The organism is Campylobacter canis, assembly GCF_045504005.1.
Classification (GTDB): domain Bacteria; phylum Campylobacterota; class Campylobacteria; order Campylobacterales; family Campylobacteraceae; genus Campylobacter_A; species Campylobacter_A canis.
Genome location: NZ_JBJJXH010000008.1, coordinates 16,814 through 38,552 on the forward strand (window position 1 = coordinate 16,814; position 21,739 = coordinate 38,552).

23 protein-coding genes and 1 tRNA gene are annotated in these 21,739 nt (G+C 35.0%); 6 read left to right on the forward strand and 18 right to left on the reverse strand.

Features of this window, described 5'->3' with window-relative positions; genetic code table 11:
- Nucleotides 1–10 precede the first annotated feature (10 nt).
- From ACHJH3_RS08380 to ACHJH3_RS08435, 12 genes are all read right to left on the reverse strand, one after another.
- Complete coding sequence (locus ACHJH3_RS08380; RefSeq protein WP_407064435.1) at nt 11–1,255, reverse strand: type II secretion system F family protein; 1,245 nt, start codon at nt 1,253–1,255, stop codon at nt 11–13.
- Nucleotides 1,252–3,003, reverse strand: coding sequence for a GspE/PulE family protein (locus ACHJH3_RS08385; RefSeq protein WP_407064436.1), 1,752 nt, complete (start codon nt 3,001–3,003; stop codon nt 1,252–1,254). Before ACHJH3_RS08385 ends, ACHJH3_RS08380 begins: the two co-directional genes overlap by 4 nt.
- Before the next feature lie 112 nt (nt 3,004–3,115).
- Nucleotides 3,116–4,384, reverse strand: coding sequence for a CDC27 family protein (locus tag ACHJH3_RS08390; RefSeq protein WP_407064437.1), 1,269 nt, complete (start codon nt 4,382–4,384; stop codon nt 3,116–3,118).
- 185 nt (nt 4,385–4,569) lie between these two features.
- Nucleotides 4,570–6,204: a pilus (MSHA type) biogenesis protein MshL gene (mshL, locus tag ACHJH3_RS08395; protein ID WP_407064438.1), complete on the reverse strand. Its 1,635-nt coding sequence runs from the start codon at nt 6,202–6,204 to the stop codon at nt 4,570–4,572.
- A complete protein-coding gene (locus tag ACHJH3_RS08400) occupies nt 6,182–6,619 on the reverse strand; it encodes a hypothetical protein (protein ID WP_407064439.1) in 438 nt (145 codons plus the stop codon). Before ACHJH3_RS08400 ends, mshL begins: the two co-directional genes overlap by 23 nt.
- Nucleotides 6,601–7,248, reverse strand: a complete 648-nt coding sequence (pilO, locus tag ACHJH3_RS08405; RefSeq protein WP_407064440.1) for a type 4a pilus biogenesis protein PilO — start codon at nt 7,246–7,248, stop codon at nt 6,601–6,603. Before pilO ends, ACHJH3_RS08400 begins: the two co-directional genes overlap by 19 nt.
- A complete protein-coding gene (locus ACHJH3_RS08410; RefSeq protein WP_407064441.1) occupies nt 7,248–8,777 on the reverse strand; it encodes a hypothetical protein in 1,530 nt (509 codons plus the stop codon). Before ACHJH3_RS08410 ends, pilO begins: the two co-directional genes overlap by 1 nt.
- A gap of 72 nt (nt 8,778–8,849) precedes the next feature.
- Nucleotides 8,850–9,719, reverse strand: a complete 870-nt coding sequence (gene era / locus ACHJH3_RS08415) for a GTPase Era (protein WP_407064442.1) — start codon at nt 9,717–9,719, stop codon at nt 8,850–8,852.
- The gene (gene hslU, locus ACHJH3_RS08420) at nt 9,716–11,038 is read right to left on the reverse strand and encodes an HslU--HslV peptidase ATPase subunit (RefSeq protein ID WP_407064443.1); all 1,323 of its coding nucleotides are present in this window, start codon (nt 11,036–11,038) and stop codon (nt 9,716–9,718) included. Before hslU ends, era begins: the two co-directional genes overlap by 4 nt.
- Nucleotides 11,035–11,580, reverse strand: a complete 546-nt coding sequence (hslV, locus tag ACHJH3_RS08425; RefSeq protein ID WP_169974538.1) for an ATP-dependent protease subunit HslV — start codon at nt 11,578–11,580, stop codon at nt 11,035–11,037. The genes hslU and hslV overlap by 4 nt, the downstream gene beginning before the upstream one ends.
- Nucleotides 11,580–12,026, reverse strand: coding sequence for a 50S ribosomal protein L9 (gene rplI, locus ACHJH3_RS08430; RefSeq protein WP_169974540.1), 447 nt, complete (start codon nt 12,024–12,026; stop codon nt 11,580–11,582). Before rplI ends, hslV begins: the two co-directional genes overlap by 1 nt.
- A gap of 25 nt (nt 12,027–12,051) precedes the next feature.
- Complete coding sequence (locus tag ACHJH3_RS08435) at nt 12,052–13,275, reverse strand: argininosuccinate synthase (protein ID WP_407064444.1); 1,224 nt, start codon at nt 13,273–13,275, stop codon at nt 12,052–12,054.
- Nucleotides 13,276–13,444: 169 nt separating this feature from the next.
- Here ACHJH3_RS08435 and ACHJH3_RS08440 point away from each other — a divergent pair, with 169 nt between their 5' ends.
- From ACHJH3_RS08440 to ACHJH3_RS08455, 4 genes are read left to right on the forward strand one after another with little or no spacing between them, the layout of a single operon-like run.
- On the forward strand, nt 13,445–13,690 hold the full coding sequence (locus tag ACHJH3_RS08440; protein ID WP_407064526.1) for a S4 domain-containing protein: 246 nt from the start codon (nt 13,445–13,447) through the stop codon (nt 13,688–13,690).
- A complete protein-coding gene (gene tsaE / locus ACHJH3_RS08445) occupies nt 13,687–14,091 on the forward strand; it encodes a tRNA (adenosine(37)-N6)-threonylcarbamoyltransferase complex ATPase subunit type 1 TsaE (protein WP_407064445.1) in 405 nt (134 codons plus the stop codon). Before ACHJH3_RS08440 ends, tsaE begins: the two co-directional genes overlap by 4 nt.
- Nucleotides 14,084–14,812 (forward strand): LPS export ABC transporter ATP-binding protein, encoded by a 729-nt coding sequence (gene lptB / locus ACHJH3_RS08450; protein ID WP_407064446.1) that lies wholly within the window; start codon nt 14,084–14,086, stop codon nt 14,810–14,812. Before tsaE ends, lptB begins: the two co-directional genes overlap by 8 nt.
- Nucleotide 14,813: 1 nt before the next feature.
- The gene (locus tag ACHJH3_RS08455; protein WP_407064447.1) at nt 14,814–16,070 is read left to right on the forward strand and encodes an RNA polymerase factor sigma-54; all 1,257 of its coding nucleotides are present in this window, start codon (nt 14,814–14,816) and stop codon (nt 16,068–16,070) included.
- A gap of 110 nt (nt 16,071–16,180) precedes the next feature.
- On the opposite strand, the gene ACHJH3_RS08460 is transcribed toward ACHJH3_RS08455, so the two are convergent.
- From ACHJH3_RS08460 to ACHJH3_RS08475, 4 genes are read right to left on the reverse strand one after another with little or no spacing between them, the layout of a single operon-like run.
- Nucleotides 16,181–17,005 carry an adenylosuccinate lyase gene (locus ACHJH3_RS08460; RefSeq protein WP_407064448.1) on the reverse strand — a complete coding sequence of 275 codons (825 nt, stop codon included), beginning with the start codon at nt 17,003–17,005 and terminating at the stop codon, nt 16,181–16,183.
- Between the two features lie 36 nt (nt 17,006–17,041).
- The gene (locus ACHJH3_RS08465; protein ID WP_407064449.1) at nt 17,042–17,764 is read right to left on the reverse strand and encodes an arginyltransferase; all 723 of its coding nucleotides are present in this window, start codon (nt 17,762–17,764) and stop codon (nt 17,042–17,044) included.
- Nucleotides 17,761–17,946: a hypothetical protein gene (locus ACHJH3_RS08470; RefSeq protein ID WP_407064450.1), complete on the reverse strand. Its 186-nt coding sequence runs from the start codon at nt 17,944–17,946 to the stop codon at nt 17,761–17,763. Before ACHJH3_RS08470 ends, ACHJH3_RS08465 begins: the two co-directional genes overlap by 4 nt.
- The gene (locus ACHJH3_RS08475) at nt 17,939–19,405 is read right to left on the reverse strand and encodes an acetyl-CoA carboxylase subunit A (RefSeq protein ID WP_169940771.1); all 1,467 of its coding nucleotides are present in this window, start codon (nt 19,403–19,405) and stop codon (nt 17,939–17,941) included. Before ACHJH3_RS08475 ends, ACHJH3_RS08470 begins: the two co-directional genes overlap by 8 nt.
- Nucleotides 19,406–19,693: 288 nt before the next feature.
- On the opposite strand from ACHJH3_RS08475, the gene ACHJH3_RS08480 reads away from it, so the two are divergent.
- Both ACHJH3_RS08480 and ACHJH3_RS08485 read left to right on the forward strand, forming a co-directional pair.
- Nucleotides 19,694–19,770, forward strand: a tRNA-Arg gene (locus tag ACHJH3_RS08480).
- A gap of 197 nt (nt 19,771–19,967) precedes the next feature.
- Nucleotides 19,968–21,164: a tyrosine-type recombinase/integrase gene (locus ACHJH3_RS08485; RefSeq protein ID WP_407064451.1), complete on the forward strand. Its 1,197-nt coding sequence runs from the start codon at nt 19,968–19,970 to the stop codon at nt 21,162–21,164.
- Here the strand turns inward: ACHJH3_RS08485 and ACHJH3_RS08490 are convergent.
- On the reverse strand, nt 21,156–21,356 hold the full coding sequence (locus ACHJH3_RS08490; protein WP_407064452.1) for a helix-turn-helix transcriptional regulator: 201 nt from the start codon (nt 21,354–21,356) through the stop codon (nt 21,156–21,158). The genes ACHJH3_RS08485 and ACHJH3_RS08490 overlap by 9 nt on opposite strands.
- A 1-nt stretch (nt 21,357) precedes the next feature.
- Nucleotides 21,358–21,738 carry a hypothetical protein gene (locus tag ACHJH3_RS08495; RefSeq protein WP_407064453.1) on the reverse strand — a complete coding sequence of 127 codons (381 nt, stop codon included), beginning with the start codon at nt 21,736–21,738 and terminating at the stop codon, nt 21,358–21,360.
- Between the last annotated feature and the right edge of the window lies 1 nt (nt 21,739).

The following is a 21,739-nucleotide window of genomic DNA, read 5'->3' on the forward strand; positions in this document are numbered from 1 at the left end:
TTCTTTAATTTTAATTTTTAACCGCACTTGCCAAATCCCACATAGGCATAAATATACCAAGTGCTAAAAATACTACCATAACGGCGATAAATCCTATTAATATAGGCTCTATATATGCTGAAATATTATCAACCAAATCATTAAATTTGGCTTTATGGTAATCTGTTACTTTTTCCATCATCGAGTCTATACTACCGCTTTGCTCGCCAGCGCTAATCATCTGTATAAGCATACCCTCGTAAAGCCCGGTGTCTCTAAAAGCTTCAGTAAGCGATATGCCTCTTTGCACGGCAATTTTTACGGTGGATAGCTTTCTGTTTATATCTTGATTTGAAACTGTTAAAGTAGCCGTATCAAGAGCATCTACGATAGGAATTCCTGCTCTTACAAGCTCTGTAAAAACTAAGTTAAATCTACTCATGGTTGAGTAGAACATAATGTTGCCTATAAGATAGACTTTAAGCAGGTATTTATCGAAGTTGTAGCTAAAGTCTTCATCGGTTCTATACATATACTTCACGCCATAAACCGTAAGTATAATAGCTCCTAATATATAAAGACCGTAGTTATTTAAGGCGCTTTCTATACCAAGAAGAATTTTTGTAGGAGGCGGTAAATTGGCACCAAGTTGCTCAAATATCTCTTTAAATTTAGGCACTACATACATCATAAGTATTACGAAAGCGATTACTATGGCAATAACCACTATAATTGGGTATCTCATCGCTTTTTTAAATTTTTGCTGATTATCCCATACTTCTTGAAGAATTTCTGATAGTTTATACAAAGACTCTGCCATATTACCCGTATTTTCGCCAAGTTTTACCATGGCAACTACTATATCCCCAAGTTCGGTTCTAAAATTTGAGATAGCGTCCGTTAGGCTTTGACCCTGATTTAAATCGTCGTTAAGGTTAGAAAAAATTTCTTTAAGCCTTTTATCTTCGGTGGCGTTTGCAACTTCTTTTATGCTGTCATGTATTGAAATTCCTGCGTTTGTCATAACGCTTAATTGTCTTATGGCAGCAACTAAGCTAGGTATTTTAACTTTTGTTCCACGTATAAAATTTTTTGTTTTTGAGATTAGGTCATCAAATTGCTCTTCAAGAGGAATAGTCTTGGTTTCTCCAATTTTTACTATAACACCTGCATTTTTAAGCCTAGCCACATTTTTGGCTTCATTTTGATTGTTTGCCTTTAAGACCATTTTTTGCTTACGGCCTTTTGACATATACTCTATTTCAAAATATTTCATGTTTTAGCAACCCTTAAAATTTCATCTATAGTCGTTACGCCTCTTGCGGCTCTTATGATACCGTCTTTAAACATATCTATAAAGCCTTCTTCGTAGGCTACTTTTTTGATCTCTTCTTTTGTTGTTCCATTTGCCACCATACTTGCAATCTTGTCGCTAATAGGCAAAATTTCACTTATCATCTCTCTTCCGGTATATCCTGTTTGAGAACATTTTTCACAGCCTACATGCTTATAAAACTGATAGTCTTGAGGCAAATATTCCTTGAATTGTTCTTGTAGTTTTAACGGTAAATTTGTCTTTTGCTTACAGTACGGACAGAGTTTTCTTACGAGTCTTTGCGCCTCTATAGCGACTAAGGAACCGCTTATGAGATATGGCTCAATTCCCATATCCACAATTCTTGTAACAGCGCTTATTGCGTCGTTTGTGTGCAGAGTAGAAAATACTAAATGCCCGGTAAGTGCCGCTTGTACGGCTATACGAAGCGTTTCTTGATCTCTGATCTCGCCGATCATTATTACATCTGGGTCTTGACGAAGTATAGACCTAAGTGCTGAAGCAAAAGTAAGCCCTACTTTTTCATTAACGTGAACTTGCTGGATCATATTTAGCTGGTACTCAACGGGATCTTCGACGGTTATGATTTTCGTTTCTATATTTTTTATATCGTTAAGTGCGGCGTAAAGAGTAGTTGTTTTTCCTGATCCTGTAGGTCCAGTAACTAGTATGATGCCATAAGGGGCTTTCATTGCCTTGTTAAATTTAACAAAATTATCAGGATGCATACCTAAGTTTTTAAGACTTATCAGTACTTTTGATTTATCAAGAATACGAAGAACAATGCTCTCCCCGTTTAGTATCGGAAGAGTAGAGATACGAAAATCATACTCTTTGCCAATTATCTGAGCCGAAAAACGACCGTCTTGAGGCTTTCTGCGCTCGGCTATATCCATGTTGGATAAAAGCTTCATACGAGATACCATAGGAGGATAGATGTCCTTATCAAAGATAAAGGTTTCTGTTAGCATGCCATCAATTCTACTTCTTACGATACAGTTTGTCTCCGTAGGTTCTATGTGTATGTCGCTTGCTCTGCCTAGTATTGAGGTTTTTAAGATAACTTCAATAAGTTTTAAAATTCCGGAACTATTTTCGTCTCCCGTGGATGCGGTCGTAGAGAGCTCTTTTCTTATGTCCGCAACTATGCCTTTTATGCTTTCGCTTAGTTCTATTTTATTAAGGTGCTTATCTATCTGAAATGGGTCCGAAACTACTACCTTTAAAAGCTTTCTATTGAATATGTTTTGCATTTTATCTTGAGCTGAAATATCAAATGGATTTTTAAATGCCACATAAACTCTTACTTCATCTTCTTTTATAGGCAATGTTTCAAATTTTTTTAATTGGGCTATAGAGGTCTTGTCTGAAAGTCTATAATCTATGTCTATGGTGTCAAGATCTATATACTCAAGTTCAAATTTTCTAGCAACAAAACTTAAAAAGTCTTTTAAATCTATAGTAAAATTTTCTAAAATATCGTTTATAGATATACGTTGAGATCTGTATAGTTCTGCCAATATATCCATTGAATGCTTATTTATCAAGTCGGGAGCTAAATTTTGCAAGTAGGCTTCCGGCTTATTATTTTGCCTTAGCGAGCTTTCTATCTCTTTTTTTTCATCTATAGATATGATTTGCCTGCTAACTGCCGTAGATAAAAACAGCTCGTAAATTTTGTCTGCCACAAATAGCCCTTTTAAATTGTTGTTGCTTTTATATTTTTCTTAATTTTATCATTTTAATCTTTTTAAAACTATATATTTATCATTTTTTTACAAAAAAAAACGATAAATTAGGTTAGTTTTTTACTAAATCCTCTTCTATGTCTTGTATAAGCATCTCTATTTCTTGAGATCTTGCTTGTTCGTTATAAAATTTAAGAGCTTTAAGGGCATCTTGCTTGTGCCCTAATTTATATTTTGATTTTGCAAAAATTTCCCAACTATCTTGATTGTCGCTGTTAATTTCATTTGCAATAAGAGCCCATTTTTGACTATTTTGATAGTCTTTTGATAAGTAGTATCTTTGGGCTATCAATGTAGCTATATCGTCGCTTTTGGTTTTCTTAAATTTTACCTCTAGATCTTTTATTGAAATTTCAGAATTGGTGGTCTGAATTTCTAGTTTAAGCGAATTGTCTGAAATCTCATCCGGCATCGCCTTATTTGTTGTTTCGTCTTCTTCATTTTCACCATATTCTTCAACCTCATCGTCTATATAGAGAATTTCACCTTCTGAGTAATAATATTCGTCGGCCTGATCTTCATCGTTGTTCGTATTATTTATATCTATATTTTTGGCATATTTGCTAATTAGTATCGAGTATCTGTCGGGAAAAATATCTATCAGTTTGATACTTTTATAGTCTATCTCTATTTCTTCTGTTTTATTTTGTTCTAGATTTATATCGATACTTGTACTATCTTTGGTTAAATTTTGATCTTTCTTAATTTTATTTGTATCTAAAATAATTTTTTCTTTTGTTGTATTTTTATCAAAAATTTGATGGTTTTTATGTGTCAATGAGCTTAAGTTTTGTTCAATATTTGTAATATTTATATCTAAATTACTCTTTTGTGTAGTATTACTAAAATTTAATAGATTAGATTTAATTGGATTAATAGGTGTTAAATATCCATCCTTTTTGCTTATATTTTGATAATTTATAAAAAAATCATATATATTTTTTTCTGTGGTTAAATTATTGTCTGTATCGGAAGAGTTCTTATCTGTAGTAATTGATGTATTTTTTTTGATTGTGGAGTTTTTTTCTTTATTAAATTTGGCATTGTTTACAAAGATTGATATATTGTCTTCTTTTTTAGTATTGTTTTTATCTAATATTTTTGTTGCTATAAATGATTCCTTGGTATTGTTTTTATCTACAAATTCGGTTTTGTTATTTTTGTTATCCTTATCAAATATAATATAACAAGAAATTAGAACAAAATAAATAATCAGAATAATAGGAATGTGGTATTTTTTATCTATTTTATTTAGCAGTTTTAAGATGCTATTATTATTTTCTTTTTTTTTGCTATTTCTTAAATATTTCTTACTATCCATTCGGTATAAGCCTACTTTTTAATATATGTTTATTGTGCGTTAAAAACCAATTGATGTATCGATTAATTACACAAATTAGGAAATTTTAACCTTTAAATAAGTCTTTGTCAAGCTTAAATAGGTAATTTATAGTATATAAAGATTTGCATATCCGCCACTATGTAAAGGCGGATATGTTTTTTATATTACTGATCGTAAGTTGATTGAGAAAAGCCTAAATCTTTAAGAGTTTGTTTTACTGGGGTAGGGGATGATATATCTACTATCCTTGGGGTTATTATAAACACAAGTTCTGTTGTTCTTACTTGATCTTTTGTGCTTTTAAATGCATATCCTAGTACAGGTATATCGCCAAGGAAAGGAACTTTAGTATTTTCTTTGCCTTTGCTTTGTGCTATAAGACCACCAAGAACTATGGTATCGCCACTATTTACGTGAACAACGGTAGAAAGTTTTTTCTGTATAGTATCGGGAGCTATCTCTCTAATAGCGGTTGTTTGCCTTGTATCATCTTCACTATATTTAAAGCTACTTAAAGAAGGGTTAATTCTAAGCATAATTTTATTATCGTCTGAAATTTCAGGAAGTATGTTAAGTAGTATGCCTATAAAGACTGAATATTGTTTATATGTAACTGTAGTCCTTCCGCTTAAAGCATTATCGTTTGAACTTTCTTGTTTGACTCTATAATTTATATTATCGCCTACCGATATAAGAGCTTGCTGATTATTTAAAGTAGCAATTTTTGGACTTGAAACTACTCTTGTTTTTCCATTTACTTCTAGAAAATTTATAACTCCGTCAAGATTAAATGTAAAACCTGATATTAAATTAACGCTTTGAGTAAGACCTTTGTTTAGACTGTTTTGACCGTTTCTTGAAGACCATGATATAGTGTTCCCTGGAGCTTGACCATATGTATAGCTTCTTAATGTTAACGGCTTTCCTGACCCATCTAGTATAGGTTTGCCGTCAGCACCCTTCTGTACCTCTTCTGTCATTCCTATAGGTATAAATTGATTGAATAAGCCTGTTTTAAACCCTATGTTAAATTTGCTCCAGTCGATTCCCTTTGTATAACTGTTCGCAAGATCTACGGATATTATAGACACATCTATGATAACCTGTTTTTTAAGTCTATTTTGAACATCATTTATATACTCAGATACTCTTTTAAGCTGTGTAGCGGTTCCTGTAACGGTTATTAATCCTGCATTTTCATTTATAACAGGATCAGGCGCAACAACCAATTCTGTTGTATTGTTTAATATTGCTTTTATTTCCGTGTCAAGCTTTTCCCAAAAATTAAACTTCTCAATAGTTCTAATAAGATTATCAAGCTTGCCACCACCTTTTGTTATATCTGATGAGCCTTCATCATCTGTTTCATTTCCAACTTCTATAGGCGCTGAATCAACAGATGCTTTTGTTATTGCTGTTCCTTCTCTAACCGATTTTATGTAATCTATTCTAAAGGTTTTAGTTTGAAGCATAGATATTCTTAAAATACCTTTTGAAAAAGAGTAATTAATATTCTTTTCGCGAAGAAGTATATTGAAAATTTCATTAAGAGTCATATCTTTTATATTTACACCTGAAATTTCTTCGGCTAAGGCTTGTCTAGCAAACTGATCTTTGGTCACAATACTAAAGTTGCACATATCTGAAAGCTGATTTAATATTTCAATAGAACTTACTTGCTCATTGACTTTGATATTAAAAATTCTGCTTTTACAATCATTTGCTATGGCATTTGATGTAAATAAAAAAGCTATAAAAGCAATATTAGCTATTAATTTATTTAATTTTAATATCGACATTTCTTTTTCCTTGTGTTATGTTTAGTTCAAGATTTTGTTCTTTATTGTTTAGAATTACGCTTGATTTTTTAATAATTTTTACTTCATATTCACCTATTTGCTCGCCTTTTTTATACCACTTTCCATCTATTTTAACTTTATTTCCAAAAATTGCATTTAGTTTAGGGATGTTGGCAGATACCGAATTATTATCATCGCTCTTTATAGATCGTGACGTCTTTTGAATCAAGAAAGGATCAAGTAGTGAGTTAAAATTACTTTCCGTTAATCCCTTTCGCGGGGTATTAATAGACTCAAACATACGATCATACTCTTTTATGTCGCTTTGATTATTGTCTGCAAACAAAAAAGAGTTAATTGATATCATGCCTATTAACAAGCTTTTTATTATTTTCATTAGTATTTCATCCCCCATACAAAGATTCCTAAATTTCCAACTAGATCTTTTTTTGTAGAATTTATATCTATATGATTTATGTCCACTACAAGCTCAGATTCTTCTATGGAATTTATGTAGCCCACGATATTTTTAAATGACCCCTGAATGTCTAGCTTTATGTCTATGACTTGTTCTATTTTTTGAGGAGTAGGATTTTTAAATTCATTTGCTATTTTAACTATTTTTACATTATTTTGATTTGCTAAATACGCTAAACTATCTAGAAAGTTAGCCCAATTTTGTTCATTGAATAAAAGATAGGAAAGCTCTTTTAATTTTTTATCAAAATATTGATTTGTAAATTTAGCGCCTTCTAAGCCTGATTGCAGATTGGATAGTTTTGCCTGTTGCTCTTTGATTTTAAAATCCAAATCACCATTTACCGTAACTGAAGCTAGATAGTTCTTGGTTTCATTTAAATTTGTAGACACTTGATTGTTTTCTAGCATAGTGTTTTCATGAAACTGTTGTGCAGGATCAAAACTTAATATATATGTAAAATAACAAACGATCAAGAAGATTCCTGAAATTATTATTGAAACCTCGCTACTCTTTTTGTTTTCAAAATAGTTATCTATTTTTAATAAAGTATTATCTTTTCTCATTATCTTATCTCTATGGTAACATTGCTTTCATATATAGGAGTTTTTGTCAAATTATTATGACTTATCTCTTTAGTTGATATTGAATACTTGACCTCATTGCTTACATTTTGAATAAATTCAGTAAGTTTTTTTTCATCGCTACTTACTAACATTATTGTTATGTTTTTATCATTATTTATTATCTTTCCTATCTTTATGTCCTTTTTGGATATTAGTTCCGATAACTCAAAAAGAACAACACTCTTTATCGGGTAATTGGTCTTTTTATCATAAATTTCAGATAGTAAATTCTTTCTAAACTCTATTTTCTCATTTTCTGTATTTAGAAGTGATTTTATTTCTTCGTATTCTGTTGCTATTTTTTGAAGTTCATTTTTTATTCTTGTTTCCTCGGCTTTTGCTATGATGTATTTCTCGGAGAGCATATTTGTTTCTTGTTGAACTATAAGCGAATAAATATAAAGATAAGCAGGATATGCAAAGGCAATAAAAAATCCTGAAATTATCGATAAAATCAATTTGCCACTATATCTTTTAAATAAAGGTGGCGGTCTTAAAAATGGAGAAAAGTTAAAATTATTATTTTTTTCTTCTTTGTAGCTTTGAGCGATAGTAGTGAGCAGAATATTTGTTATGTTTATATTGGTATCTTTCTTGTTAATGGCTATATTGATATCTAGATTGCTAACCGATATTCCTGTTTTTTCTTTTATATTTAGACAAAGCTCATTTAAATGTAAGTCTTTTGTGTTAACTATGTATAAATTTTTAATCTTTAAGTTAGAAATTCTACTTATATTGTTGATTGTATCACTAACGTAATATCCTATTTCGTCAAATAATTGAACTATGCAATCTATATGTTTTTTATTTGTCGTATGCCTTAAAATATCCGAAAATTCAATTTCCTCTATCCTTGCCTCGCGCAATACTGAGAATTTTTCGCACATGTTTTTTATAGAATACCTGATCGGTCTTGACTGAGTATATTCACCATTTTCATAAACTGCCAAAAAAGCATCATCATCTTGTATAACTAAAAATGCATCGGTGGTTTGCTGAGGAATTAAATTTTTCTTATATATGCCACTAAACATTAACGGTGCTGCTACTATATAATCTATATAGGGCACATCTTTAGTGATTGAACTAAATATTTTATTTATGTTTGAGCTTTGTATTATAAATATGTTAAAAATTCTGTTTTCTGATTTTGTATTTTCTAGCTCGTTATATACTATTTTATAATCATTGGCGGTATCAAGGTCAAATTCCTCATAGGCTTTTATAGTAATAAGGTCCAGAATATCCTCTTCTTCGGAGTTTTTTGGTATTTCTATTGAGCCTATGATTAAATCTTTATATTTCAAGTATGATATAAAAAAGTTGTTTTTGGATATGTTGTTTGGATCACAAGATAAGAATTCATTGCTTAAAAAAGCATAAGAATTCATGGAATACGGGTCTATTGAGATTATAGCCTTATCAAAACTCTTTTTGTTAATTTTAGTATTGGCTTTAGAAAACATGTTTAAATTCGCTTTCAGTATATATTTTGTAAAACTGATATTTTTGAATTCTAATAAAAAACAAATTAAAAATCAATAGTTATTTATAATTTTTATAGTCTTTTCGTCTTTAGTCCACCCTTTTTTTACGACAACTACGAGTTTTAAAAAGACTTTTTTGTCCGTTAATTTTGATATCATTTTTCGTGAATTTATACCAATTCTTTTGATTGTTTCGCCATTTTTCCCTATTATCATTGATTTGTGTAGCTCTTTATCGGTTATTATTGAGGCAAAAATCTCTATGATTTCACTTTTTTCTTTAACTTTATCTATTAGCACGTCTGTTGAATAAGGTAGTTCATCGCTTAGATTGTCATATATTGCTTCAAGTATAAAGTCTTTGTAGATTTCTTTTTTATTGGTAGGCGTTAAAAATTCAGGATCGTAAAAATACTCATGCTCTGGCAAAAGCTTGCAAATTTCATCAAGCAACGGCTTTTTGTAAGTTTGTTTTTTGATGCTAAAAGGCATTAGGGCTGTAAATTTATCTTGAAATTTAGAATACTCTGATATTTTTTTTAAAATTTTATCATTTGATACTTCGTCAACCTTAGTTAAAACCAAGATGTGAGGCACTGAAGGTTTTAAATTTAAAAATTTCTCATATTCACCAGTTGAGTCATGAACCGAGGCTAAAAAAACAATCGCATCGCAATCGCTCATTGATTTCATCGCCTCGTTTATCATTAGTTTATTTAACGTTTTATCGCTTTCGTGAAGCCCGGGTGTATCGGTAAAGATTATCTGATCTTCGCTGTTCATTACTATACCGCTTATCTTACGCCTTGTAGCATTTTGCTTATGCGATACGATAGTGATTTTTTCATCAAGTAAGAAGTTTAAAAGAGAGCTTTTGCCCGCATTTGTTCTTCCGATTATGCTTACGAAGCCCGATTTCATAGTATATATCTTGCCAAATCTTGATCTTTTATGATATCTCCCAGCCTGTCTTCTACGAGCGCTTTATCAACTTCTATCGTTTTTCCGCTGTTTTCGCTAGCTTCAAAGCTTATATCTTCTATTACTCGCTCAATTACTGTATGAAGCCTTCTTGCGCCGATATCTTCCATTTTTTCATTGGCGTTTTGGGCTATCTTAGCGATAGTTCTTACGGCTTCATCACTAAATTTAAGCTCTACGTTTTCGGTTTTCAAAAGAGCTTCGTACTGCTTTAGTAGCGAGTGTTTAGGCTGAGTTAAAATTTGATATAGCGCATCCTCGTCAAGACTGCTCAGTTCTACCCTAAGAGGAAATCTTCCTTGAAGTTCGGGTATGAGGTCGCTTGGCTTACTTATATGAAATGCGCCTGCTGCGATAAATAGAATATGATCTGTTTTTATAACGCCAAATTTTGTAGTTACCGTTGAGCCTTCCACTATCGGTAGCAAATCCCTTTGCACGCCTTCCTTGCTAGGATCTTGCCTGCTTGAATTTCCAGAGCTAACAGCCACTTTATCGATCTCATCGATAAATATAATGCCTTCGTTCTCGGCTCTTCTTAACGCTTCGGCCTTAATGCTTTCCATATCCAAAATTTTCTCGCTAGCTTCGTTTTTAAGAGCTTCTTTTGCGTCTTTTACTTTCATTTCTTTTTTTGTGGTTTTGTTGCTTAGCCCTATGATTTTTACAAAACTCTCTTGCATTTGAGCCATGTCGGGCGGTACATTAGCTCCCGCGTCAAAGCTACTTTGCGTGATCTCGATCTCGATGTTTAGATCGTCAAGGTCTCCGTTTTTAAGCCTTGTTTTCATCTTCTCATAACTTCTTTCATAATCAGCCTTTTTCTCTTCGCTTGCACCCGTAGGAAGCGGTGGAAGAAGCTTTTTTATGATTTTATCCTCTACGTACTCATCGATTTTATCTTGATTTTTCTCTCTAAATTCGGTTTTTACAAGACTTATAGCAGCTGCAACCAGATCTCTTACCATAGACTCCACATCCCGCCCGACAAAACCAACTTCGGTGTATTTGCTTGCTTCTACTTTGATAAAAGGCAAGCCCATCATCTTTGAAAGGCGGCGGGCTATCTCGGTTTTACCAACGCCCGTTGAGCCTATCATAAGTATATTTTTAGGCACAATGTCATCTTGCATCGATTTTTCAAGCTTCATTCTGCGATATCTGTTTCTAAGTGCAATTGCTATGATTTTTTTAGCGTCTTTTTGACCGATTACATAATCATCTAAAAATTTCACTATCTCTTTTGGGGTTAAATTCATTCTTTATTCTCTTCTAAAACATAAGTTTTTATATTTGTATTTGTGTATATGCAGACTTCTCCTGCTATTTTTAAGCTCTCTTTTACAAGCTCTTCTTCGTCAATTTGTGCAAATTTATCAAGGGCTCTTGCTGCGCAAAGTGCGAAATTTCCTCCGCTTCCGATAGCGGCTATCTTTCCGTCTTCGGGCTCGACAACATCGCCAGTGCCGCTTAGCAGAAAAATTTTATCGCGATTTAGCACCAACATCATCGCTTCAAGTTTACGTAGATACTTATCTTTACGCCACTCTTTGCTAAATTCTATCACAGCCTTTAGCAGATCGCCTTTAGCGTGCTCTAGGTTGTTTTCAAACATATCAAATAGATTAAACGCATCGGCAGTACTTCCTGCAAAGCCCGCTAGAACCTTGCCGTTATGAATTTTGCGAATTTTAACGGCATTTGCTTTAAGAACCGTGTTTCCAAAGCTTACTTGTCCGTCTCCTCCGATCACGGATTTATTTTTGCCTTTGTAGGCTAGTATGGTTGTTGCATGAAACACTATTCGCCCTCGACTTCTAGCTTAAGTTTAGCGTGAATTCCGTGTCCTAGCTTCACATCTACGTCAAAAATTCCTGTTGATTTTATATGTCCGTCGGTATCAAAGCTCTTTTTGTCTATGGCTAGATTGTGTTTTTCTTCAAGGGCGTGAGCGATCTCGTCTTTTGTAACAGCTCCAAACAGAGAGCCGTTAGCGCCAAGCGGTTTTTTGATAACCAGCTTTATATTTTCGAGCTGCTCTTTTAGGGTTTCTAAATTTGCAAGTTCGTATTTTAGCTCTTCAGCCTTTCTTTTTTGAGCCGCTTCATATTGGCGGAGCACATCGGGAGTTGCGGCTTTTGCTAAGCCTCTGCCTATTAAGAAGTTGTTTCCATAGCCGTCTTTTACCTCTTTTATCTCTCCTGCTTTGCCAAGAGATTTTACGTCTTTTATCAGTAATACTTTCATTTCTTATCCTTATTTAATTTAAATTTTAGTTAAATTTGCGCCCGTTTTTGCGCCCTATAATAAACCTTAACGCATTTAGCTTTATGAATCCGTCGGCATCTTTTTGATCATAAACGTTATCTTCTTCAAAGGTGCAAAACGCTTCACTAAAGAGATTATCGCTCTTGCTGTCTCTGCCTAGTATGATTACATTTCCTTTGTATAGCTCGACTTTTACGCTTCCGTTTACGTTTTCTTGGCTTTTGTCTATTAGCGCTTGAAGCATGATTCGCTCAGGCGAAAACCAGTATCCGTTGTAGATTAATTCGGCGTATTTTGGCATGAGTTCGTCTTTAAGGTGAGCGGCTCCTCTGTCAAGAGTTATACTCTCTATGGCGCGGTGAGCCTTTAGCATTATCGTTCCGCCCGGAGTTTCGTAGCAACCGCGAGATTTCATGCCTACCGAGCGATTTTCTACTATATCAAGTCTTCCTATGCCGTGTTTTGCGCCAAGGCGGTTAAGTTCGGCTAAAATTTCCGCAGGACTTAATCTCTTGCCGTTTATGCTTACGGGATCGCCTTTTTCGTATCCTATCTCTATGATTTCGCTCTCATTTGGTGCGTTTTTCGGATCGACTGTCCATCTCCACATATCTTTTTCTGGTGCATTGGCTGGATTTTCAAGCACTAAGCCTTCATAGCTTATGTGAAGTAAATTTGCATCCATAGAGTATGGACTTTTGCCCGGTTTTTTTTCTATTTTGATACCGTTTTTTTCCGCATAAGCCAGTAGTTTTTCCCTACTGTTTAGATCCCACTCTCTCCAAGGGGCAATTATAGTAAGATTATCTCCTATGGCGTAGTATCCAAGCTCAAATCTAACTTGATCGTTTCCTTTGCCGGTTGCGCCGTGACTTACTCCTTCGGCTCCTATGCTTGCCGCTATCTCTGCTTGTCTTTTTGCTATAAGCGGTCGAGCAATGGATGTACCGAGCAGATATTCGCCCTCATAGATGGCGTTTGCTCTAAACATCGGAAATACAAAATCCCTTACAAATTCCTCTTTCAAATCTTCTATAAAGATATTTTCAGGTTTTATGCCAAGTTCAAGCGCTTTTACTCTTGCAGGCTCAAGCTCTTCACCTTGACCGATATCTGCGGTAAAGGTTATCACTTCGCATTTGTATTCGTCTTGAAGCCATTTTAAAATAATGCTCGTATCAAGACCGCCCGAATATGCTAAAACTACTTTTTTAACGTCTTTTTTCATAACAAAATCCTTATAAAAGTTAGATTTGTAATTTTAGCCAAATTTAATTAATTTCTACTAAAAATTTATCGTTTTTTGGGTGTCTAAACTGATATCAAATTTTGATTTTGAAGCTCGCAAAATTATAATTACTTACTAGATTAAGAGTTTTTTGGATAAAATCGCTTTTATGAGAGTAGATAAATTTTTAAATACGGTTAATATTACCAAGCGCAGAGCGATCAGCGAAGATATGTGCAAAAGCGGCGTAGTAAGCGTAAACGGAGTTGTTGCAAAGCCCGCTAAAGAGGTGAAAATCGGCGATAAAATTACGATTAAATTTTTAGCCAAAGAGATGAGTTATGAAGTTTTGGCTATCCCTGTGACGAAAAGTATCCCAAAATCAGCCCAAAGCGAGTATGTAAAAGAGCTATGAAAAAAGAATTTATACTAAATTTAGACGAGCTTGATGAGCTGATTAAAATTTTGCCGCGAGAAGGAGTTATAATCCTAAAGGGCGATCTTGCAAGCGGTAAGACAACTCTTGTAAAAGCCATAGCAAAGACTCATGGTGTAAATTCCGACGTTACCTCTCCTACGTTTTCAGTGATGCAAGGGTATGAAAACGGAATTTTTCATTACGATATCTACCAAAACGGCTTTGAAGGAATCATAAAAAACGGACTTTTTGAAAATTTCTTTGAAGAGGGTTTGCACTTAGTAGAGTGGGGCGATGACGAACTTGAAAATATGCTTAAGAAATTTGATATAGATTATATAAAAATTTGCATAACTCCTCATGAAAAAGGAAGAAAATACGAGGTTTGCGGTGCATAAGCTAGAAGTTAAAAATTTACAAAAGACGATAAAAAAGACAAATATCATCAAAGGCATTTCGCTTGATATACAAAGTGGTGAAGTTGTAGGTCTTCTTGGTCCAAACGGAGCCGGTAAGACGACTACTTTTTATATGATCTGCGGGCTGATATCGCCAAGTAGCGGTAATATCTATCTTGACGGTGTCGATATCACAAATGTACCTTTGCACAAGCGCGCTCGCATGGGCATAGGATACCTGCCTCAGGAATCAAGCATTTTTAAGGATTTAACGGTAGAAGAAAATTTGTTGCTCGGGGCTGAAATTTTATATAAAGATGCAGCCGTTCAGGAGCAAAAAGTAGATGAGATGCTAAATTTGCTTAATATCGAGCCGATTCGCTTAAGAAAGGGCGTAAGTCTAAGCGGTGGTGAGCGAAGGCGCTGCGAAATCGCAAGAAGCCTCATAATAACGCCAAAATTTTTGCTTCTTGACGAGCCTTTTGCCGGTGTTGATCCTATAGCAGTTAGCGATATACAAAGCATAGTAAGGGACCTTAAGAATTTAGGCATAGGAGTTCTGATAACAGATCACAATGTGCGCGAGACTTTGGCGATTTGCGATAGAGCTTACGTTATAAAAGACGGCTCGCCTTTAGCCTCGGGAAATGCCAAAGAGGTTGCAAACGATAAGCTTGTTAAGACGCACTATCTCGGACAAGATTTTAAGCTTTTAGAATAATATGCTGAAGCAAACCGCATCTATAGCCCCCAAAGGCAAGCTTTCGCATACTCTTAGAAGTTGGCTTCCGATACTTAGTTCAAGTATCGAAGAGCTAAAAGAGACTCTTGAGCCTTTTGTGGCGCAAAATCCATTTGTAACGATCGAGCATAAAAATCAAAATTCGTCTAAAAAGAACTTTTTTAGCGAAATTTCAAAAAAATCCTCAAGTGAAAATATCGAAACTTACAGCGTTTTTAAAGAGAGTCTATACGATAAGCTTTTGCCTCAAATAAACAAGCCGTTATTTCCTACTCAGAAATCCCAAATTATCGCAAATAAAATCATAGAGTGCCTTAGCGATGAGGGGTACTTTGAGTGGAGTGATGAAGTTTTTACGGGCTTTGATAGAAGCGAAGTAGAGCGGGTTAGGGCGCGCTTTGCCTATCTGGAGCCTTGTGGCGTGGGCGCGGTGGATTATAAAGAGAGTTTTTTATTTCAGATGGGTGAATTTGAGCTTGATGGCGAGCTTGAAAAAGATGTTAAATTTATCATCGAAAATTTTGAAAATTTGCAGAATTTGGCGCAAAATTTAAAAAAAATGAAGCGGTATGATGAGGCTATTTCTATCGTGCGTAAATTTAAAAACCCACCCGCGATCAAGTATCTAAGCGACTCGCCGGCTAAAATTCCAGATATCTTCATAAATACTTCCGGCGGAAGAGTTGAGATAGCTATAAATGATGAATTTTACCCTGAAATTTTGCTTGATACCGAAGGACTTGATGAGAAAAGCGAGTTTGTAAGCACGCGTATAAAAGAGGCAAAAGACCTCGTAGATGCTCTTGATATGCGAAAAGCTACGCTAAAAAAGATTGCTTTGATGATAGTTGAGTATCAGTATGATTATTTTTTTGGAGGCGATATAAAGCCTATGAGACTAAAAGATATCGCGGATGACTTGGGGCGTAATCCCTCTACCATTTCGCGCGCGATATCGAACAAATATCTTGTCTGTTCGCGAGGCACGATACCGATAAAAAGCTTCTTTTCGGCTGCTGTTGACGAGGAGATTTCAAATGCCGCTCTTAAAAATTTCGTCGCAAATTTAGTTAAAAATGAAAATCCTAAAAAGCCGTTAAGCGATCTTAAAATTTTAGAGCTTATCCAAAAGGAATTTAGCGTAAATATGGTTAGGCGAACTATCACAAAATACCGCAAGGCGCTAAATATCGCTAGCTCCAGCCAGCGCAAGAGAATTTATCTGATGCAAGGTTAAGCCGGATATTGTTTTATACTGTTTGGTGTGCAGGGTTTAGTCTAAATTTTAGATCGAATTTTAATACATCTATATTATTGGCACTTAAAACACTTTTAAGCTACCATAAGTTATGCGCTTATGAAAATTTCTTGCTCTTTAAAATACGGCTTTAAGCTTTCGTAGGCGTTTTGGATATTTTCAAATTTCATGCGATATTCGTCTTGAATTTTAGCTGATTTGCCTGCATGACGATCGGGATGATAGATTTTAACCAGCTCAAGATATCTGCTTCTAACGCTTTGAAAGCTACTGTTTATATCGCATTCAAGTGTTTTAAAATGCTCATCAAAAAGCCCTGCAAGCGCTGAAAATCTTTTTACGAATTTTTGTGAATTTTGTATGTTTATCTCTCTTTTAAATTTGATAAATTCTCTCTGTTTATAGTTAAAATTCACGGCAAAATACATATGTTCGTTTTTACTAAATAGCTCGTCAAGTCCTTTGGTTTGGCTGCTATTTTTGATTATTATCGTTAGATTATCTTGGTTTTCGTCCGTGAAAATTTCCGAGTTTTTAAATTTTTGAGAGATGTAGCTTATAAAAAGAGCGTTTGGTTTTTCAAATTTGAAATTCACTTCGTTTTTTGCAAATTTTACATCGGCAGATATTATGATTTTAAGCGAATTTGGCTGCTTGTAAAGAAGCTTGATTGTCTTATATTCGGCAAATTTTATATCAAGCTCTTGGCTATGCGCTTTTTGGTAAAGTTTGCTTATAAATTTAAAAAAATATTTACGTTGCACAAGCTCACTCTCGTCATAAAACGATATAACTTTATGTTTTTGTCCAAGTGTTTTGGAAAAGTTTTTGTTCATCACGCTTTTAAGCTCGCAAAATAGCTTGCTATCGGTTGTCTCTATACTCAAAGATTCTAAAGTCTGCTTAACGTCCATAAATTTCTCCAATTTTAATTACGTTCATTAAAGCAATTAGCGTTCCATGCTACTCCAAACGGGCTCAACGTCCATTTCTACATATCCGGCTAGCTCCTGATACGGCTTAAATTCGCCTTTATAGGCTAGACTAGGGCAGTTTTTGACATAATACCCCAGATAAATCCAGCGCAAATTATTCTGTCTTGCTAAAAAAATTTGCTGATAGAGCGAAAATCTACCTAGCGACAAATGCGAAAAATCAGGATCGTAATAACAATAAATCGCAGAAATTCCGTCACTTAAAACATCGATCAGATCAACTCCTACGAGTTTGCCGCCGGCATAATATGAAACCTCTTTACCAAACTCGTCGTGTCCCGCAACGTAAAGCTCATAATACTTTCTAAAATCAAGCTCGTAATACTTCCATTCACGCTTTTGCTCCATGAATTTATGGTATTTGCGGTATAAATTTAGATGCTCTTCATCTACTATAGGGCTTGAGATGTATATTTTGGTGTCTATATTTTTAGTTATCGTGCGGCGAGCCGATCTGCCAAAATGAAAATTTAACGCATCAACTCTTATGCTTACACACTCTTTGCACTCTTTGCAGTTGGGTTTGGAAAAATATCTGCCAAACCTTCTAAACCCACGCCTTGTAAGCGCGTCATTAAGATTAAAATCACAATCGCTTACGTAGTTATACTCCATCCTTGAATCCCTATCTTTAAGATACGGACATAGGCTTGGAAGCGTGGAAAACGGGATTATCATATCTTCCTTATATCGCTATTTTTTACGTATTTCATGAACTCGTCTCGAAGAGTCTGCTCCTTATGAGCGATAGCTTCTTCCTTGCTTACGACGTGCTTTTTGACTTCTTTTTTAGGCTCCGTACCAAGTTCTTTTATCATCTCTTTTTTTATATCTTTTAAGCTGTCAAAAAAATCATTCATCCAAATTCCTTTGCTTTAACTTTCTGGCGTCTTTTACCTTTTGAATCGCCGCAGTAATGGCCGCTATGACCTCTTCGTTGCTTTCGTTTTCTTTGGTTTTCATCTTTTCAAGCAGGGCGGGCATTTTATTTTCTACATATGAAGTGTCGAAAAATCCGCGTCTAAAGTCGCGCTCCTTGCTTATGCTTAGCAAAAACGGAATTGTAGTTTTTACGTCGCCCTCTATGGTAAATTCATCCAGCGCGCGGTTAAGTTTATTTACCGCCAAATCGTAGCTTGTCGCACGAACGATAAGTTTAGCTAGCAAACTATCGTAAAAAGGCGGAATTTGATAGTCTTTGTAAAGATGACTATCCACGCGCACGCTAGGGCCAAGAGCGGGGTAATAGCCTGAAATTTTGCCAGGGCTTGGGATGAAATTTTGCCAAGCGTCTTCTGCCGTGATACGAGCTTCTATGGCAAAGCCTTGAGTAACGACATCGCTTTGTTGCATATGAAGTATGCCGCCTGCGGCTATTCTTATTTGCATCACTATAAGATCCACGCCCGTTATCTCTTCCGTTACGCCGTGCTCGACTTGAATTCTTGTGTTCATCTCCATAAAATAGAAGTTATTGTAATCATCAAGCAAAAACTCAACCGTTCCTGCGTTTGTATAATTAACCGCCTTTGCCGCAGCAACCGCGGTAACACCCATGCTTTTACGTAAATTTTCACTTATGCTCGGACTTGGTGCGATCTCTAAAATTTTTTGATGTCTGCGCTGTATGGAGCAGTCACGCTCGGCTAAGTGAATGATATTGCCGTATTTATCGCCCACTATTTGAAATTCGATGTGGCGCGGGTTGATGACGTATTTTTCCATAAACACCTCATCGTTATTAAAAAACGCCTTAGCTTCTCGTTTGCAGCTTTCAAAGCTGCTTTCAAGCTCATCCTCTTTCCATACTACGCGAATTCCTCTGCCTCCGCCTCCGCCGCTTGCTTTTAATATAACCGGATAGCCGATCTTTTCGGCAAAAAGCTTGATGTCTTCCATTGTTTCGTTATTTAGCTTTTCGGTACCGGGAACTACGGGAATTCCGTTTTTGCTCATGAGGTAGCGTGCTATGTTTTTATTACCCATTTTTCGGATGACATCGGCGTTTGGACCGATAAAAATAAGCCCGGCATCTTGAACTTCTTTTGCAAATTCGTAGTTCTCGCTTAAAAATCCATATCCCGGATGTATAGCGTCCGCTCCGCAGGCTTTGGCAACCTCTACGATACGTTTTGCGTCAAGATATCCTTTGATCGGATCTATGCCGATTTGATATGCCTCATCAGCTACTTTTACATGCAGACAATCTTGATCGGGCTTTGTGTATATGGCTACGTTTTTGATATGCAGGTCTTTGCAGGCGCGAATTATACGAACCGCTATTTCGCCTCTGTTTGCGATTAAAATTTTATGTATCACTTTTTCCTCACTCTTAAGGCTTTTGGGAGTTTTTAAGAATTATACAAAATTTTATTTTGAAATTTTAAAATAATCCCAAAATACTTCGCCTTGTCTTTTTGATTATTTTTGCTGACAAACTAAAATTTAAATTTCATAACGATAGCATAAAGATTTTTTATTGATGATTAAATTTGATAAATTTTAAGATTTTATGGTTAAATTTCATAAATTCCAAAGAGTTTTTAAAATTTATGAAAGATTTAAGAAAGGTTTGGTTATACTTCGAGCCTTACTTAATTATATAGTGCGCTCGTAGCTCAGCTGGATAGAGCATTTGATTGCGGTTCAAAAGGTCAGGGATTCGAATTCCTTCGAGCGCACCATTTATACATTTTTTAAGCTTTCCTTGTTTTTCTTTTCTTTTCATAAAGCCTTTATTTTAGGGTGTTTTTAAGCATTTTCTTATTTCTTTTTATTTCTTTGTTTTTCTTATTTTTTCTTTTCTACTCAGTAATTTTTACTGACATTTTTACTGACATTTTGTATAATACGACTTTATGTCAGTAAAAAAGGTCTGAATATGCCTAAAATACAAGCCCCGCTTACAGATGCTACCCTTAAATCATTGAAACCGAGGGAAAAGATATATAGGATGTCCGATGGACAAAATTTGTTTATTGCCGTTGAGCCGGGCGGACGTAAATTTTTTGTCTTTGAATATAAAAGCCCTATGACTTTAAAAATGAGAAGATACACGATGGGTAATTATCCTGAACTAACACTAGCAAAAGCAAGAGAGCTTAGGGCGGAGCTAAAGAAAAAAATATCCGAGGGTATTGATCCTATGTTCGAAAAAAGCAATACAAATAGGATATTTGAAAAAATAGCTATAGAATGGATAGAAAAGAAATCAGGCGTAATCAAAGAGCATACCGCAAAAACTCAACTTAGGATAGCACAAAAGCATCTGTTTCCATATATAGGCAAGAGGGATATTTCCGGAATAAAAGCTGCCGAGATAATAATGGTATTACAAAAGATAGAGGAGTCCGGAGCATTTGCGACATTAAAGAAGGCATTTCAGCTATGTTCGCAAATTTGGAAATTTGCAGTAGTAAGCCAAAGGGCGGCTCACAATATAATGGCCGATATAGAGTATAAATATACATTTAGAGCCGTAAAATCACAAAACTACCCAACACTTATAAGAGATAACGATATAAAGGCTTTAGTCCAAGGCATTAACGAATATGGCGGAGATTATAAGACAAAAATAGCTTTAAAGCTTGCAATTTACACCGCCGCAAGATCGTTTAATATAAGAGCTGCGCAGTGGAGTGAATTTGACTTGAAAAAAGATATTTGGAATATAGATATAAAAAAGATGAAGCAGGAGAGAGATTATTTTAATCTGCCCATGTCAAGACAGGTTAAATCGCTGTTGATTGAGTATAAAAAATTTTGTATTCATAGTGATTTTTTGTTTTATAGCCCCGTTAGTAAGACAAAATATATGAGCGAGAATACTTTAAATGTAGCTCTTAGAAGAATGGGCTATACAAAGGATGAGTTGGTATTCCATGGGTTTCGCTCTATGTTTAGCACTGTTTGCAATGAAAATATACATATACACGGATATAGTCCCGATATAATAGAAAAATGTTTGGCGCACAAAGAGGGCAACAGTGTCAGAGCCGCTTACAATAGAGCAAGCAACTTGACACATATGAGAGGCTTGATGCAGTGGTGGGCGGACTATTTAGATAATTTAGCATGATTTTGTCTCGCCGGGCACTACCTTGACCGCACCGGCTATAAATTTATCAATACTTGCTTTTGGGTATAAAACGGTTCGAGGACCCAGTTTGCGCTTTTCTATATAACCAGCTTTTACATATCGCCATAGAGTCGTATCACACCACCCGTAAAGCGCTTTAACTTGTTTTGTGGTTAAAAATTCTCCGTTCATTTTAACTCCTTGTTATTTTTGTTTTATCTGTCTTGTTTGTGTAGGCAGGCATGTTTAAAAATTCATCAAGCCTTATGCTCATCTCCTCTGTCTCATATAGTTTTTGTGGCACAAAATCTATATGGATATAAAACTCGTTTGTGATATAAACTCTTAAATTTTCATGCGTACAATTTGGCGAAAAGCCAAGCAGGTAGATACCAAATTGTTTAATCTTTTTGTCGCTAAAGCCGACGTATCTTATGACCTCGCTTAAATTTAGATATTTGGACATGCCTAAAGCTACGCTTTTTAAAGACTCGGTTAGTCTCGTTTTGCCGTAGTCGTTATGCGTAAAATTACCACTAGTAACTATATTTTCAAGCAACTTCAAATTTGTCATA

Excerpts from the sequence above, each read along its gene's own strand:
- ACHJH3_RS08460 (WP_407064448.1), bottom strand. The coding sequence starts at position 17,005 with ATGGACGTTAAGCAGACTTTAGAATCTTTGAGTATAGAGACAACCGAT.
- ACHJH3_RS08495 (WP_407064453.1), bottom strand. The coding sequence starts at position 21,738 with ATGACAAATTTGAAGTTGCTTGAAAATATAGTTACTAGTGGTAATTTT.
- rplI (WP_169974540.1), bottom strand. The coding sequence starts at position 12,026 with ATGAAAGTATTACTGATAAAAGACGTAAAATCTCTTGGCAAAGCAGGA.
- ACHJH3_RS08470 (WP_407064450.1), bottom strand. The coding sequence starts at position 17,946 with ATGAATGATTTTTTTGACAGCTTAAAAGATATAAAAAAAGAGATGATA.
- ACHJH3_RS08490 (WP_407064452.1), bottom strand. The coding sequence starts at position 21,356 with ATGAACGGAGAATTTTTAACCACAAAACAAGTTAAAGCGCTTTACGGG.
- ACHJH3_RS08485 (WP_407064451.1), top strand. The coding sequence starts at position 19,968 with ATGCCTAAAATACAAGCCCCGCTTACAGATGCTACCCTTAAATCATTG.
- ACHJH3_RS08390 (WP_407064437.1), bottom strand. The coding sequence starts at position 4,384 with ATGGATAGTAAGAAATATTTAAGAAATAGCAAAAAAAAAGAAAATAAT.
- ACHJH3_RS08455 (WP_407064447.1), top strand. The coding sequence starts at position 14,814 with ATGCTGAAGCAAACCGCATCTATAGCCCCCAAAGGCAAGCTTTCGCAT.
- era (WP_407064442.1), bottom strand. The coding sequence starts at position 9,719 with ATGAAATCGGGCTTCGTAAGCATAATCGGAAGAACAAATGCGGGCAAA.
- pilO (WP_407064440.1), bottom strand. The coding sequence starts at position 7,248 with ATGAGAAAAGATAATACTTTATTAAAAATAGATAACTATTTTGAAAAC.
- ACHJH3_RS08435 (WP_407064444.1), bottom strand. The coding sequence starts at position 13,275 with ATGAAAAAAGACGTTAAAAAAGTAGTTTTAGCATATTCGGGCGGTCTT.
- hslU (WP_407064443.1), bottom strand. The coding sequence starts at position 11,038 with ATGAATTTAACCCCAAAAGAGATAGTGAAATTTTTAGATGATTATGTA.
- ACHJH3_RS08465 (WP_407064449.1), bottom strand. The coding sequence starts at position 17,764 with ATGATAATCCCGTTTTCCACGCTTCCAAGCCTATGTCCGTATCTTAAA.
- mshL (WP_407064438.1), bottom strand. The coding sequence starts at position 6,204 with ATGTCGATATTAAAATTAAATAAATTAATAGCTAATATTGCTTTTATA.
- ACHJH3_RS08410 (WP_407064441.1), bottom strand. The coding sequence starts at position 8,777 with ATGTTTTCTAAAGCCAATACTAAAATTAACAAAAAGAGTTTTGATAAG.
- ACHJH3_RS08400 (WP_407064439.1), bottom strand. The coding sequence starts at position 6,619 with ATGGGGGATGAAATACTAATGAAAATAATAAAAAGCTTGTTAATAGGC.
- ACHJH3_RS08440 (WP_407064526.1), top strand. The coding sequence starts at position 13,445 with ATGAGAGTAGATAAATTTTTAAATACGGTTAATATTACCAAGCGCAGA.
- tsaE (WP_407064445.1), top strand. The coding sequence starts at position 13,687 with ATGAAAAAAGAATTTATACTAAATTTAGACGAGCTTGATGAGCTGATT.
- ACHJH3_RS08380 (WP_407064435.1), bottom strand. The coding sequence starts at position 1,255 with ATGAAATATTTTGAAATAGAGTATATGTCAAAAGGCCGTAAGCAAAAA.